The sequence below is a fragment of the Nocardioides sp. genome (assembly GCF_036267815.1).
GTDB lineage: Bacteria > Actinomycetota > Actinomycetes > Propionibacteriales > Nocardioidaceae > Nocardioides.
Genome location: NZ_DATAVI010000077.1, coordinates 1 through 12,043, shown reverse-complemented (window position 1 = coordinate 12,043; position 12,043 = coordinate 1). Strand labels below are relative to the sequence as shown.

Here is a 12,043-nt window from a genome sequence, read left to right as displayed (position 1 = left end):
GTGTGGCACCCGGCGGTGAGCCCCGGGTACGTCTCGCGCGTCCGCCGCGACCCTCCGCAACCCTCCGCACACCCCGACCGCGCGGCTAGGTTGGGCGCGTGCCCTCATGGAGGACCCTCCCGGCCGGCCTCGAGCCACGCGCCAAGGCCGTGACCCTGCGCACGGCGCTCGGGCTGCCCGAGCGGGTGCAACGCGTGTTGGCCGGACGCCGGGTGACCATCGACGGGCAGACGCTCGCGGTCGACACCCAGCTGATGCTGCGGCTCCAGCGGCTGGTGCGAGAGCCGTCGACGGAGGATCTGCCCCTGCCGGCCGGTCGCCGGCTGCTGGACTCGCACACCGCGATCACCGGCGGGCGGCAGCGGATCGGTGCCGTGCGCGAGCTTCGCCTGGGAGAGCTGGCAGGCCGCCTCTACGTCCCGTCCGCCGCGTCGTCGCCGGGCCCCCTGCTGGTGTTCTTCCACGGCGGCGGCTGGGTGTACGGCGACCTCGACTCCCACGACCCGCCGTGCCGCTTCCTGGCCGAGCGCAGTGGGGTGCGGGTGCTGTCGGTCGGCTACCGCCTGGCGCCCGAGAATCCCTTCCCGGCGGCGGCGGACGACGCCCTCGCGGCGTACCGCTGGGTGGTCGACAACGCCGCCTCGCTGGGTGCCGACCTACGGCGGCTGGCCGTGGGCGGCGACTCCGCCGGCGGGAACCTCGCGGCCGTGACCGCGCTCCAGGCGGCTCGCGACGGGCTCCCGCTCGCCTTCCAGCTGCTGGTCTACCCGGCCACGGACGCGACCTCGAGGTCGCGCAGCCGCAGCCTCTTCGGCCATGACCTCTACCTCACCGAGGAGTTCATGGACCGCGTGCTCGAGCAGTACGTGCCCGATCTCGCCAGCCGTGCCGACCCGCGGATGAGCCCGCTGCTGGCCGAGCTCCCCGAGGGCCTCGCTCCGGCGTACGTCGCGACGGCCGGCTTCGACCCGCTGCGCGACGAGGGTGAGGCCTACGCCCGCAAGCTGGCCGACGCGGGCCTCGAGGTGGAGCTGCGGCGCTTCGCCGACCAGATCCACGGCTTCCTCAACGTCGTGGGCGCGGGCCGGACCGCCCGATCGGCGGTCGCGGAGATCGCGGACAAGCTGGCCGCCGGGCTGGCCCGCTGACGAGCCCCGCTCCCGAGGGAAGCGCTGGTCAGTCCCGCCTGCTGAGCGCCGCGATGCGCGCACGCTGGCCGCGTCGCGGCCGCTCGACGTGCGCCCAGCATGGCGTCGCGACCGCGCCTTGCCAGCGCACACGCGTCGCGACGCTCGCGACGGCGCCATCGGTCAGCACTTGCCTAGAGTGGACCCATGCCGTTCGAGATCCCGGAGAACATCCACCCGCTCACCGCGCGGCTCGCGTGGCTGATCGGGCGCTGGGAGGGCAACGGGCACGGGGAGTATCCCGGGATCGAGAGCTTCCAGTTCGGTCAGGAGGTCGTCTTCCAGCAGGACGGACGCCCCTTCATCCACTACTTCAGCCGGGCCTGGATCGTCGACGCCGAGGGCAGCCACGTGCGCGAGGCGGCTCAGGAGACCGGGTTCCTGCGCCCGCAGGAGGACGGCACGCTGGAGCTGGTGATGTGCCACAACACCGGCTTCGCCGAGATCTGGACCGGCGAGGTCCACCCCGATCAGCCGAGGTTCGAGATCGTCACCGACGCCGTGGCACGCACCGCCACGGCGAAGGAGTACGTCGCCGGCAAGCGGCTCTACGGCTACGTCAACGGCGACCTGCTCTACGCCTTCGACATGGCCGCGCAGGGGCACGAGCTCCAGCCGCACACGCACGCCCAGCTGGTCAGGCAGTAGCGATGTCCGACCAGGGCGGAGTCGACTGGCGAGAGCGCCTGCGGGAGCAGGGCTACCGCCTCACGCCGCAGCGCGAGCTGATCCTCCAGGCGGTCGAGGAGCTCGGGCACGCCACGCCCGACGAGGTGCTGGCCGAGGTCCGCCGACACTCGGCCGCCGTCAACGCCTCGACCGTCTACCGCACCTTGGAGGTGCTGGAGGAGCTCGGCCTGGTGCGCCACGCGCACCTGCACGACCGCGCCCCGACGTACCACTCGACCAGCGACCACGAGCACTTCCACCTCGTCTGCCGGAATTGCCACCGGGTGATCTCGGTTGAGCCCGGTGTGCTGGCACCCGTCATGGAACGACTCGAGGCAGACCACGGCTTCGTGGTCGACGTCGGGCACCTCACCGTCTTCGGCACCTGCGGAGAGCACTCGTGACCGAGCGCGCGTCGTCCCCACTGCTGTCACTGCCCGGTGCGGTCTCGGGCGCCGGGATAGACGCCCCGGTCGCGGCTCACTACGGCTCGCTGTACGGCGAGCAGACGACCCTGGAGTCGGGTGCGGGCTTCGTCGACCTGTCGCACCACGACGTGGTGCGCGTCTCGGGGCCCGACCGGCTCCAGTGGCTGCACGACCTGACGTCGCAGCTCTTCCTCGACCTGCCCGCGGCGACCTGGACGCAGGCTCTGGTCCTGAGCCCGCAGGGGCACGTCGAGCACGCCTTCGCCGGGCGTGACGACGGGGAGTCCTTCACGGCGGCGACCGAGCCCGGCGCGGCCGGTCCGCTCGTGGAGTTCCTGGACCGGATGCGCTTCCTGTCGCGCGTCGAGGTCGCCGACGTGACCGCCGAGCTGGCGCTGGCCTACCGGCCGGCCGCGGGCCATGAGCTGGTCGCGCGCGAGCAGCTCCCGGCGTACGCCGCGGCGGCAGGGCCGGCGTGTGGGCTGTGGGCCTACGAGGCGCTGCGGATCGCCCGGGGCGAGCCGAGGCTGGGGCTCGACACCGACGCGCGCACGATCCCCAACGAGGTCGGCTGGGTCGGCACGGCCGTGCACATGGACAAGGGCTGCTACCGCGGCCAGGAGACCGTCGCGCGGGTGCACAACCTGGGCCGTCCGCCGCGCCGGCTGACCCTGCTCCACCTCGACGGCTCGGAGAACCGCCTACCCTCGATGGGCTCGCCGTTGCACGACGGCGACCGGGCGGTGGGCTTCGTCGGCACCTCCGCACGGCACCACGAGCTCGGCCCGATCGCCCTGGCCCTGGTCAAGCGCAACGTGTCCCTCGACGTCCAGCTGGAGGTCGACGGCCTGCCCGCGGCTCAGGAGGTCGTCGTCGACCCCGAGGTCGGCCTCCACTTCCGCCGCTAGCTCTGGTGGCGGCGGGCGTACTGCACGTGCGTGGAGGTGTGGGCGAAGCCGAGCCCGGCGTACGTCGCGAGGGCCGCGGCGTTGTCGGACTCGACGTAGAGGATGATCCGGTGCACGCCCAGCGACGCGAGGTGGGCGAGGCCGGCGGCCGTGACGGCGCGCCCCAGACCGCGTCCCTGCGCGGCCGGGTCGACAGCGACGACGTAGACCTCTCCGTGCTCGGCGTCGTGCTGCTTGGTCCAGTGGAAGGCGAGGAGCCCGTCGCCGGCGTCCGCGACCAGCAGGCCCGCGGGGTCGAACCACGGCTCGGCCATCCGCTCGGCGAGGTTGGCGGCGTCCATCGAGCCCTGCTCGGGGTGGTGGGCGAACGCCGCGGCGTTGACCCGCAGGACCTCGTCGGCGTCGGAGTCGCGGTAGCCGCGGATCGTCACCCCGTCGACCCCGGATACGTCGACCGGACCGGCTTCGCGGGCCATCACCCACAGCTCGCGGACCCGGTCGAAGCCGAATGCGCGAGCCAGTGCGGCGGCCGCCGGATGGTCGGCGTGAGACCACGCCCTCACGTCGGCCGGCGCCTCGGCCAGCGCGGCTTCGGCGAGTGCCCGGCCGAGGCCCTGCCGCCGGGCCGCGGGTGCGACGGCCAGGTCGAGGTCGGGTCCGCGCCGGAAGGCATAGGCGTCCGGAGCCACCCACAGCGTCCCGCCGCCGAGGTCGTCGTGACCGAGCGCGATCCGGGCGGCCTCGTCCAGCGGCGTCGCGCCATCGGCCTCGGCCGCCCCCTCGGCGACCCCGAGGACGACGGCTCGTGCAGCTGGCAGCTCGCCCACCGGCACGCGGACGACGTTCAGCGCCGCGTCTCCTCGGTCTCGGCGACGCTCTCCGACGGCGTCTGGGACCCGCCCTTGGCGGGCAGCACGAAGCGGTACCCGACGTTGCGGACGGTCCCGATCAGCGTCTCGTGCTCGGGACCGAGCTTGGCGCGCAGGCGGCGTACGTGCACGTCGACCGTGCGGGTGCCGCCGAAGTAGTCGTAGCCCCAGACCTCCTGGAGCAGCTGGTCGCGGCTGAACACCCGGCCGGGGTGCTGGGCGAGGTACTTGAGGAGCTCGAACTCCTTGAACGTCAGGTCGAGCGCGCGGCCGCCGACGCTGGCGACGTACGTCGCGTCGTCGACGACGACCTCGCCGCTGCGGATCACGTGGGCGTCGGCCGGGTCCTCGTCACGGGCGGCGTGCAGCCTGCCGATCGCGAGGCGGATGCGGGCGTCGAGCTCGGCCGGCCCGCAGGTGTGGAGCACGACCTCGTCCATCCCCCAGTCGTGGGCCACCACGGCCAGGCCGCCCTCGGTGACGACCAGCACCACCGGACACGCGGTGCCGGTGGTCTGGAGCAGGCGGCACAGGTCCCGGGCGTGCGCCAGCTCCTGGCGGCCGTCGACCAGGATCAGGTCGGCGTCCGGTGCGTCGATCAGCGCGCTGCCCTCGGCGGGCAGGATCCGCACCTGGTGTCCGAGCAGAGCCAGCCCGGGCAGCACCTCCGCGCTGGGCTGGAGGGCGCCGGTGAGCAGCAGCAGTGCGCTCATGGGTCACCTCCTGCCGATGGCAGCCGGGTAGGGCCGATGCGCAAGGATAACGACCATGGAGTCAGGTGCGGCTGCCGGCGCAGAGGGTGAGACCGCGCCGGTCGTCGTGCACTACTGGGCCTCCGCGCGTGCCGCCGCCGGCGTTGCGAGCGACGCCCTGGCGGTCGACGGACCGCTGAGCCTGGCCGACGTCGTCCGCCGGGCGGCCGCCCTGCATCCGGGCACCCGCCTGCCGGGCGTGCTCGAGGCCTGCTCGGTGCTGGTCGGCGACCAGCCGGTCAAGTCCCGCGACCCGGCCGAGGTCGTCGTAGATCCGGGACAGACCGTGGAGTTCCTGCCTCCCTACGCTGGCGGCTGATCGCTGCCAAATCCCCCGCTTCAGCGGGGGAGTTGACACTTATTGGGGGTTGCAGCGGCCAGTAAGTGTCAAGAACCCCTCTGAAGCGGGGGATTTGACAACCCCCCGAGCCCAGCCTCAGGGGGTGGCCAGGGCGGCGATCAGGTCGGTCGGAGTCATCGTGCCCGGCCCGGCGCCTCGTACGGCGGCCCGGCGCATCAGGGCCTGGATCCGGGCATTGGCCGGAGTCGGTACGCCGTGCAGGCGGCCGAGGAGCGCGATCTCGCCGTTGAGGAAGTCGGTCTCGATGCCGCCACCACGGGCGAGGCTCTGCCAGGTCGAGCCGCCCTCGCGCGGCTGCCCGTCGACCTCGCCGAGCCGGAGGTGGTCGGCCCGGCGTTCGTCGTCCTCAGCCTCGGTCACCGGGTCGATGCCGGCGGCGGCGAAGACCCGCTCGGCCTCCGCGACGAGCAGCTCCCAGGCCGGGCCGGTCTCGCGCCAGCCCGCGCCGGTGCCGCACAGTGCCTGGACGGCGTTGCCGAGGTTGTTCAGCAGCTTGCGGTACTTCCAGCGCATGACGTCCGGCCGCGCGTCGGACTCGAACCGCGAGTCGCGCAGGGCCGCGGCCAGCGCCTCGTCGACGTCGTCGGTGCCCGCTGGGTAGGACCCGAGGTCGAGGATCCCGGTCGCCGCCACGGAGTGGGCGACCACCACGCCGGGCTCCAGGTGGGCGGTCGGCATCATCACGCACATCCCGTGCACCCGCTCGAACCAGCGCAGCAGCGTGCGCTCGCTGGCAACGCCGTTCTGCGCGGACACCACCGGGACCGGGCCGGCCGCGGCGGCCAGGTCGCGGGCCGCGCTCTCGGTGTCCTGGCTCTTGGCGGCCACGATCACCACGTCGTCGTCGGCCCAGTCGACCTCGCGCGGGTGGGCATAGGCCGGGATCGGCAGGGTCACCCGCTCCTCGGGCGTCACGAACGTGAGGCCCCGCTCGCGGATCGCCTCACCATGAGGGCCGCGCGCGACCAGGGCCACGTCGTACCCCGACTGATGGAGCCTGGCGCCGATCGTCCCGCCGATGCCGCCCGCTCCGAGGACCACCACCCGCACGGTCACACCCTAGGAGTGGAATGCCCGGCGCCGACACCGGGTTGGGCCTGGCATGAGTCCGGGCGTCTGGGTGCTGCTCGCGGCGGTCGCCGCCGCGCTGGCGGTGGGAGCGTGGTGGTCGCTGACCAACGGCGTCTTCCGGGGGACGCACCGAGTGGGAGGCGCCCAGTCCGGCGCCCAGTCCGGCGCCGAGGGCCCCGGGCGACCGCCGCCGCCGCCGATGAGCGTGCTCGCGGGCACGGCGTACGACGGGGCGCGGGGCGAGCGAGCCACGCTGCTCCAGTTCTCCTCGGCGTTCTGCGCTCCGTGCCGCGCGACGCGCCGCACGCTGGACGACGTGGCGCGCACGGTCCCGGGTGTCGCCCACGTCGAGGTCGACGCGGAGCACCACCTCGAGCTGGTGCGGGCCCTGGGCGTGCTGCGGACGCCGACGACGCTCGTCCTGGACGCCGAGGGTCGGGAGCTGACCCGGGCCACCGGCGCCCCGCGTCCGGGTCAGGTGCTGGCCGCGCTCCAGGGCGGGCTGGTGTGAACGTGTCCAGAATACGGAATGGTGTCTCACCAGTCGGACACACCGATGGTCTCGGGCACTCTGCCATGCCTATGGTTCGGAGCATGGTCACGACGCTTCTGACGCGGCGACGCATCGTCGACCACTGCCACGTGCGCTCGTCGCTGTGTCGCATGCCCTGACGCCACTCGTCCTGCCGTTTTCTCGATCAAGTCACTAGACTTTGACGGACGAGCCCTCCCGCCAGCGATCCCGTCAGGAGCAGCATGACCAGCGCCATCACGGCCCCACCCGCCGTCGCCGGCATCGACCCGCGCGCCCCGCGGCTCGCGGCATCCCTCACCGCGGTCGTGCTCGCGCTCGCCCTGGTCACGCCGCTGCCGGTCGCCGTGGTGCTGCTGGCCCTCCAGACGGGCGTGTTCGCGGTCGGCACCGGGCGCGGCATCCAGCACACGCCGTACGCCGCTGTGTTCCGCGGCGTGGTGCGCCCCCGGCTCGCCGCACCGGCCGAGCTCGAGGACCCGCGACCGCCGCGGTTCGCCCAGGGACTCGGCCTGGCCTTCACCGCGACCGCGCTGGTGACGCTCCTGCTGGGCACGAGCCTGACCGGCCTGACGGTGGTCGGCCTCGTCGCCACCGGGCTGGCGCTGGTGGCCGCTCTGCTCAACGCGGTCTTCGGCCTGTGCCTGGGCTGCGAGCTCTACCTGATCCTGCGACGGGCCAGCGACCGCTGACCCGCCGTCCAACACCCGACCACGCCGGGACCCGGCGTACCAGAAAGGCAAGTACCGATGAGCCGTGACACCGCACTCGTCTCCGCCCAGTGGGTGGAGGAGCATCTCGACGACCCGAAGGTCGTCCTCGTCGAGGTCGACGAGGACACCGCCGCCTACGACAAGGGACACATCCGGGGTGCCATCAAGCTGGACTGGACCACCGACCTCCAGGACCAGGTGCGCCGGGACTTCGTGAGCAAGGCGCAGTTCGAGGCTCTGCTGTCCTCGCGCGGCGTTGCAAACGACGACACGGTGGTGCTCTACGGCGGCAACAACAACTGGTTCGCGGCGTATGCCTACTGGTACTTCCAGCTCTACGGCCACTCCGACGTCAAGCTGCTCGACGGCGGCCGCAAGAAGTGGGAGCTGGACAGCCGCGAGCTCACCGACGAGCTGCCGCAGCGCGAGGGCACGTCGTACACCGCGGGCGAGCAGGACCGCTCGATCCGCGCCTTCCGTGACGAGGTGGTCGCGGCGATCGGCGTGCAGAACCTCGTCGACGTTCGCTCTCCCGACGAGTACGCCGGGCGGCTGATGGCCCCGGCCCACCTGCCGCAGGAGCAGGCGCAGCGCGCCGGCCACATCCCCACCGCCGCCAACGTGCCGTGGAGCAAGGCCGCCAACGACGACGGCACCTTCCGCTCCGACGACGAGCTCAAGGAGCTCTACGGCGAGGCCGGCGTCGACTGGGACAAGGACACGATCGCCTACTGCCGCATCGGCGAGCGCTCGTCGCACACGTGGTTCGTGCTCAAGGAGCTGCTGGGCCAGCAGAACGTGAAGAACTACGACGGCTCGTGGACCGAGTACGGCTCGCTGGTCGGCGTCCCGGTGGTGCTCGGCGACGAGCGCGGCGAGGCTGACGCCTGATGTGCGGCGCCACCGCCGGAGGGCTGTCCCTCGACGGGATCGACCTGGCCAAGGAGGCCGTCGTCCAGGGGCAGGTCGTCCGTGAGGGCGAGCCCGTCCCCAACGCCTACGTGCGTCTCCTGGACCGCAGCGGCGAGTTCACCGCGGAGGTCCCCACCTCCGCGACGGGCCACTTCCGGTTCTTCGCCAACACCGGCCGCTGGACCCTGCGCACGCTCGCCCCGCGGGCCGACGTGGTCGACCAGCCGGTCGAGGCCGAGGTAGGCCGCGTCGCCGAGGTCATCATCGCCCTCTGACGCCGAGTCGGCGCAAAGGTACGCCGAAATCACGCCGAGTCGGCATATGCCGACTCGGCGGTCAGTGCTCGAGCAGCACGGTGAGTGGGCCTTGGTTGACCGAGGAGACCTCCATGTGGGCGCCGAAGACACCGTGCTCGACGTGGGCGCCGAGGTCGGCCAGGGCGGTGCAGACCGCGCCGTAGAGGGGCTCGGACACCGGTCGCGGAGCGGCCGCCTCCCAGGTCGGACGGCGCCCCTTGCGCGCGTCGCCGTAGAGCGTGAACTGCGAGACCACCAGGACGGGTGCCGACACGTCGGAGGCGGACTGCTCGTCGGCGAGGATCCGCAGCGTCCAGATCTTGCGAGCCATCCACGCCGCGCTCGCAGCGTCGTCGGTGTGGGTGACGCCGAGGTAGACCAGAAGGCCGGGCGCGGTCAGGGCGCCGACGACCTCGTCGCCGACGCGGACCGATGCGCTGGAGACGGTTTGGACGACGGCACGCATGCCCTGGACTCTCTCATCCGCGCGCCGGAGGCACCTGACAGGATGGCCCGCGTGAGTGTTCCCGCCAACGGCCTCCTGGTCACCGTCGCGCCGACCGGCGCCGAGACAGCCAAGGCCGACGTCCCCCACCTGCCGACCACGCCCGAGGCGATCGCCGAGACCGCGAAGGCCTGCCGGGCCGCGGGTGCGGCGATGATCCACCTCCACGTGCGCGACGGCGAGCACCGGCCGACGCTCGACCTGACCCTGCTGCGCGAGTGGGTCGCGGCGGTGCGTGAGTCGAGCGACCTGATCGTCCAGCTCTCGACCGGGGGCAGCGTCCACGACCCCCTCGACCAGCGCTTCCAGGTGCTCGACGCCGAGCCCGAGTCGTGCAGCCTGACCATGGGGACGACGAACTTCGGCGACGACGTCTTCTCCAACCCCTGGCCGTTCGTCTGCGACCTCTACCAGCTGGCCCTGGAGCGCCGCGTCGTCCCGGAGTTCGAGCTGTTCGACCTGGGTCAGGTGCACGCCATGCGCAAGCTCCTGGACAAGTACGGCGTGCCCGCCGGCGGCAAGGTCCATGTCGACCTGGTGATGGGCGTCCCGGGCGGCATGAACGGCACCACGGACGCGCTCGTCGCCGCCGTCCACGACCTGCCTGCCGAGACGACCAGCTGGTCGGCGACCGGGATCGGGCGCTCGACCCTGAGCGTCATGCTGGCCAGCCTGTCCAAGGGCGGTCACCTGCGCGTCGGCATGGAGGACGTGCTGACGATCAGCCGGGGCGTGGCGGTGGAGTCCAACGCCCAGCTCGTCGAGCGGGCGGTCGCGATCGGCGCGCTGGCCCAGCGCACACCCCTGGCTCCCGACGAGGCGCGCGAGCTGATCGGCGTACCCGCTCGAGCCTGAGCCCCACCCCGATGCCGCTTGCCTGGGACGCACCCCGATGAGCGTGCCCTGTGCCCGGCAGGGGCGGCATTCTTGGGTTGTGTACGTGAGGCGCTGGGCATCCGTCGCGGCGGGAGTCGTCACAGCGTTGCTGCTCGTGAGCTCGTGCGGCGCGAAGGACTCCGTTGAGGTCTCGGCACTGATCGAGCAGAAGCCTTACAACAAGCCCGTGACCGGTGCGGAAGTTGGCGGGAGACTGATCCTGGTCGCTGACAGATGCGTTGGGTTCGCATGGCGACACAAGCGGCCGACGGTCATTGTCTTCCCCGCCGGGACCGCAGTCACAGGGCACGGGCACGACTTCGTGGTTCATGTAGATGGCGCGGACCTGCGCTTGGGTGGCGGATTCGCTGCGGGTACTTGGGGTCCTGGTGCCACGTCGGTCGAGGGCCTCGCAGGTGGCCTCGTAAGCCCACCACCAGGACCATGTCGACAGTCCTCTGTCGTCGCTCTGAACCAGTTCCAGCGCTGAGCGAAGCGACCGCTCATGCGATGAGGTGCGCCTTCCGCCGGATGCCAGCGCAAACTCAAACGCCGCCCGCGTTGATCCGCGTAGTTCAACGAACCGCGTTGGAGAGGTTGAGGCGCTCGACGATGGCCCTTCTCTCCACGACGGAGTGGAGTCTGTCAGCGTGGTGTCGTCGGTGGCGCAGTCGACACTGGCCGAACGTTCGAGCATCAGTCCTCGGATGATGAGGGTCCGGAGGAGTTGGTGGTCGGTCCGCAGATAGGTGGGAGGCAAATCACGTGCTCGTCTCGCGGAGGGGTGCCCGTTCCGCCGTGAGCGGGGCGTCCCGGATGAGCGTCATCCGCAACTGAGGCTGCTGCCCGTTGAGCGAAAGGAGAGGGGGTGGGTACGACGCTCCCGTGAGGCTGAGTCAGGGTGGCGAAGACAGCCTCGCCACAACAAGACGCACGGGCTCGACGGTTCCGTCGGGGCGCGCCTAGCGGAAAAGTCACGAGGCGGGGCACGAAGACCGCCGATCCATGACCGGGTGGCGCTTCAGACAAACGGAGAGGACCACATGACCTGGATCCATGCCGTGATCGACGTCCCGGCCGAGCAACATGCGGCGACGGTAGACTTCTGGAGCCACGCGCTGGGTTGGTCCGTGGGCGACCCGTGGCGAGGCCATCCCGAGCTGCTCAGCTTCGTCCCGCCGGACGGCGCCGCCTACGTTCATCTGCAACGCATCGTGGGACCGCCTCGGGTACACCTTGATCTGGAGTCAGAACGGCCCACCGAAACCGTTGCCCGCGCCGTCGTCCTCGGTGCAGAGCTGGTCGATGAGAGCAATACCTGGCGCACTCTCCGCTCGCCAGGAGGACTGCCCTTCTGCATCCTGCGGGCCAAGGAACACAGAGCGCCCCAGCCCGTTGCTCACCGCGACGGGCATCGGAGCCGGCTGGTGCAGGTCTGTGTCGACTCACCTCAGCATGCGCACGACAGGGAGGTCGACTTCTGGCGCAGGCTTGCTCCCGGCAGATGGGTCTCCTCATCCAACGCCGAGTTCGCCGGCAAATGGCACGACGATGCCGGCTCCCCCATCCAGCTTCTCTTCCAGGAGCTCGAGGAGGCTGGCGGCACGGTCCGTGCCCACCTTGACCTGGGTACCGATGACCTTCGTGCTGAGGTGCGGCGGCTCGAGGACCTCGGGGCCACAGACGCCGGTCGGGGTCGTCGACCCGGGCGTTGGCCGAGCGGCACGGGATCAGCCGGCAGACGGTCAGTGAGATCTGGCGGGCCTTCGGGCTCAAGCCGTGGCGCCAGGACGAGTTCAAGGTCTCCCCGGACCCCGACCTGGTCGAGAAGATCCGCGACCTGGTCGGCCTCTACCTGTCCCCGCCGGTTGCGGCGGCGGTGTTCGCGGTCGACGAGAAGCCACAGATCCAGGCCCTCAACCGGTCAGCGCCCACGTTGCCGATGTTGCCCACCACCCCGGCCA

The 12,043-nt window shown here is 71.8% G+C and carries 14 protein-coding genes and 2 pseudogenes; 12 read left to right on the top strand and 4 right to left on the bottom strand.

The genetic code is table 11. The features are described 5' to 3' along the window. Positions 1 to 98: 98 nt before the first annotated feature. The 4 genes from VHW64_RS16570 (at position 99) to VHW64_RS16555 (ending at position 3,192) form a co-directional block, all read left to right on the top strand. Positions 99 to 1,148: an alpha/beta hydrolase gene (locus VHW64_RS16570; RefSeq protein ID WP_329651682.1), complete on the top strand. Its 1,050-nt coding sequence runs from the start codon at positions 99 to 101 to the stop codon at positions 1,146 to 1,148. Between the two features lie 186 nt (positions 1,149 to 1,334). Continuing rightward, positions 1,335 to 1,835: an FABP family protein gene (locus VHW64_RS16565; protein WP_329651681.1), complete on the top strand. Its 501-nt coding sequence runs from the start codon at positions 1,335 to 1,337 to the stop codon at positions 1,833 to 1,835. Positions 1,836 to 1,837: 2 nt separating this feature from the next. Then, positions 1,838 to 2,260 carry a Fur family transcriptional regulator gene (locus VHW64_RS16560; RefSeq protein WP_329651680.1) on the top strand — a complete coding sequence of 141 codons (423 nt, stop codon included), beginning with the start codon at positions 1,838 to 1,840 and terminating at the stop codon, positions 2,258 to 2,260. After that, entirely contained in the window at positions 2,257 to 3,192 is a 936-nt protein-coding gene (locus VHW64_RS16555; RefSeq protein ID WP_329651679.1) for a folate-binding protein, read from the top strand. The genes VHW64_RS16560 and VHW64_RS16555 overlap by 4 nt, the downstream gene beginning before the upstream one ends. Here the strand turns inward: VHW64_RS16555 and mshD are convergent. Continuing rightward, positions 3,189 to 4,025 (bottom strand): mycothiol synthase, encoded by an 837-nt coding sequence (gene mshD, locus VHW64_RS16550; RefSeq protein ID WP_329651678.1) that lies wholly within the window; start codon positions 4,023 to 4,025, stop codon positions 3,189 to 3,191. The genes VHW64_RS16555 and mshD overlap by 4 nt on opposite strands. Before the next feature lie 11 nt (positions 4,026 to 4,036). Beyond that, positions 4,037 to 4,774 (bottom strand): response regulator transcription factor, encoded by a 738-nt coding sequence (locus VHW64_RS16545; protein WP_329651677.1) that lies wholly within the window; start codon positions 4,772 to 4,774, stop codon positions 4,037 to 4,039. Positions 4,775 to 4,829: 55 nt separating this feature from the next. On the opposite strand from VHW64_RS16545, the gene VHW64_RS16540 reads away from it, so the two are divergent. Beyond that, complete coding sequence (locus VHW64_RS16540; RefSeq protein WP_329651676.1) at positions 4,830 to 5,132, top strand: MoaD/ThiS family protein; 303 nt, start codon at positions 4,830 to 4,832, stop codon at positions 5,130 to 5,132. Positions 5,133 to 5,249: 117 nt separating this feature from the next. Here the strand turns inward: VHW64_RS16540 and VHW64_RS16535 are convergent, their stop codons facing one another. Beyond that, positions 5,250 to 6,224 carry a 2-dehydropantoate 2-reductase gene (locus tag VHW64_RS16535; protein ID WP_329651675.1) on the bottom strand — a complete coding sequence of 325 codons (975 nt, stop codon included), beginning with the start codon at positions 6,222 to 6,224 and terminating at the stop codon, positions 5,250 to 5,252. 52 nt (positions 6,225 to 6,276) lie between these two features. On the opposite strand from VHW64_RS16535, the gene VHW64_RS16530 reads away from it, so the two are divergent. The 4 genes from VHW64_RS16530 to VHW64_RS16515 all read left to right on the top strand — a co-directional run bounded on the left by VHW64_RS16530 (position 6,277) and on the right by VHW64_RS16515 (position 8,677). Beyond that, complete coding sequence (locus VHW64_RS16530; protein ID WP_329651674.1) at positions 6,277 to 6,756, top strand: thioredoxin family protein; 480 nt, start codon at positions 6,277 to 6,279, stop codon at positions 6,754 to 6,756. 245 nt (positions 6,757 to 7,001) lie between these two features. Next, entirely contained in the window at positions 7,002 to 7,469 is a 468-nt protein-coding gene (locus VHW64_RS16525; RefSeq protein ID WP_329651673.1) for a DUF4395 domain-containing protein, read from the top strand. A gap of 57 nt (positions 7,470 to 7,526) precedes the next feature. After that, entirely contained in the window at positions 7,527 to 8,381 is an 855-nt protein-coding gene (locus VHW64_RS16520) for a sulfurtransferase (RefSeq protein WP_329651672.1), read from the top strand. Next, a complete protein-coding gene (locus tag VHW64_RS16515; RefSeq protein ID WP_329651671.1) occupies positions 8,381 to 8,677 on the top strand; it encodes a DUF1416 domain-containing protein in 297 nt (98 codons plus the stop codon). The genes VHW64_RS16520 and VHW64_RS16515 overlap by 1 nt, the downstream gene beginning before the upstream one ends. Before the next feature lie 61 nt (positions 8,678 to 8,738). On the opposite strand, the gene dtd is transcribed toward VHW64_RS16515, so the two are convergent. After that, positions 8,739 to 9,164 (bottom strand): D-aminoacyl-tRNA deacylase, encoded by a 426-nt coding sequence (dtd, locus tag VHW64_RS16510; protein ID WP_329651670.1) that lies wholly within the window; start codon positions 9,162 to 9,164, stop codon positions 8,739 to 8,741. A gap of 51 nt (positions 9,165 to 9,215) precedes the next feature. Here dtd and VHW64_RS16505 point away from each other — a divergent pair, with 51 nt between their 5' ends. From VHW64_RS16505 to VHW64_RS16500, 3 genes and pseudogenes are all read left to right on the top strand, one after another. Next, a complete protein-coding gene (locus VHW64_RS16505; RefSeq protein WP_329651669.1) occupies positions 9,216 to 10,058 on the top strand; it encodes a 3-keto-5-aminohexanoate cleavage protein in 843 nt (280 codons plus the stop codon). A gap of 1,064 nt (positions 10,059 to 11,122) precedes the next feature. Further along, positions 11,123 to 11,734 (top strand): annotated as a pseudogene (locus tag VHW64_RS20340) (VOC family protein); the annotation flags it as partial. Between the two features lie 56 nt (positions 11,735 to 11,790). Further along, positions 11,791 to 12,043: pseudogene (locus VHW64_RS16500) on the top strand (IS630 family transposase); the annotation flags it as partial.

Coding starts and splice junctions, on each gene's coding strand:
- VHW64_RS16545 (WP_329651677.1), bottom strand. CDS start 4,774: ATGAGCGCACTGCTGCTGCTCACCGGCGCCCTCCAGCCCAGCGCGGAG.
- VHW64_RS16530 (WP_329651674.1), top strand. CDS start 6,277: ATGAGTCCGGGCGTCTGGGTGCTGCTCGCGGCGGTCGCCGCCGCGCTG.
- VHW64_RS16525 (WP_329651673.1), top strand. CDS start 7,002: ATGACCAGCGCCATCACGGCCCCACCCGCCGTCGCCGGCATCGACCCG.
- VHW64_RS16565 (WP_329651681.1), top strand. CDS start 1,335: ATGCCGTTCGAGATCCCGGAGAACATCCACCCGCTCACCGCGCGGCTC.
- VHW64_RS16540 (WP_329651676.1), top strand. CDS start 4,830: ATGGAGTCAGGTGCGGCTGCCGGCGCAGAGGGTGAGACCGCGCCGGTC.
- dtd (WP_329651670.1), bottom strand. CDS start 9,164: ATGCGTGCCGTCGTCCAAACCGTCTCCAGCGCATCGGTCCGCGTCGGC.
- VHW64_RS16515 (WP_329651671.1), top strand. CDS start 8,381: ATGTGCGGCGCCACCGCCGGAGGGCTGTCCCTCGACGGGATCGACCTG.
- VHW64_RS16520 (WP_329651672.1), top strand. CDS start 7,527: ATGAGCCGTGACACCGCACTCGTCTCCGCCCAGTGGGTGGAGGAGCAT.
- VHW64_RS16560 (WP_329651680.1), top strand. CDS start 1,838: ATGTCCGACCAGGGCGGAGTCGACTGGCGAGAGCGCCTGCGGGAGCAG.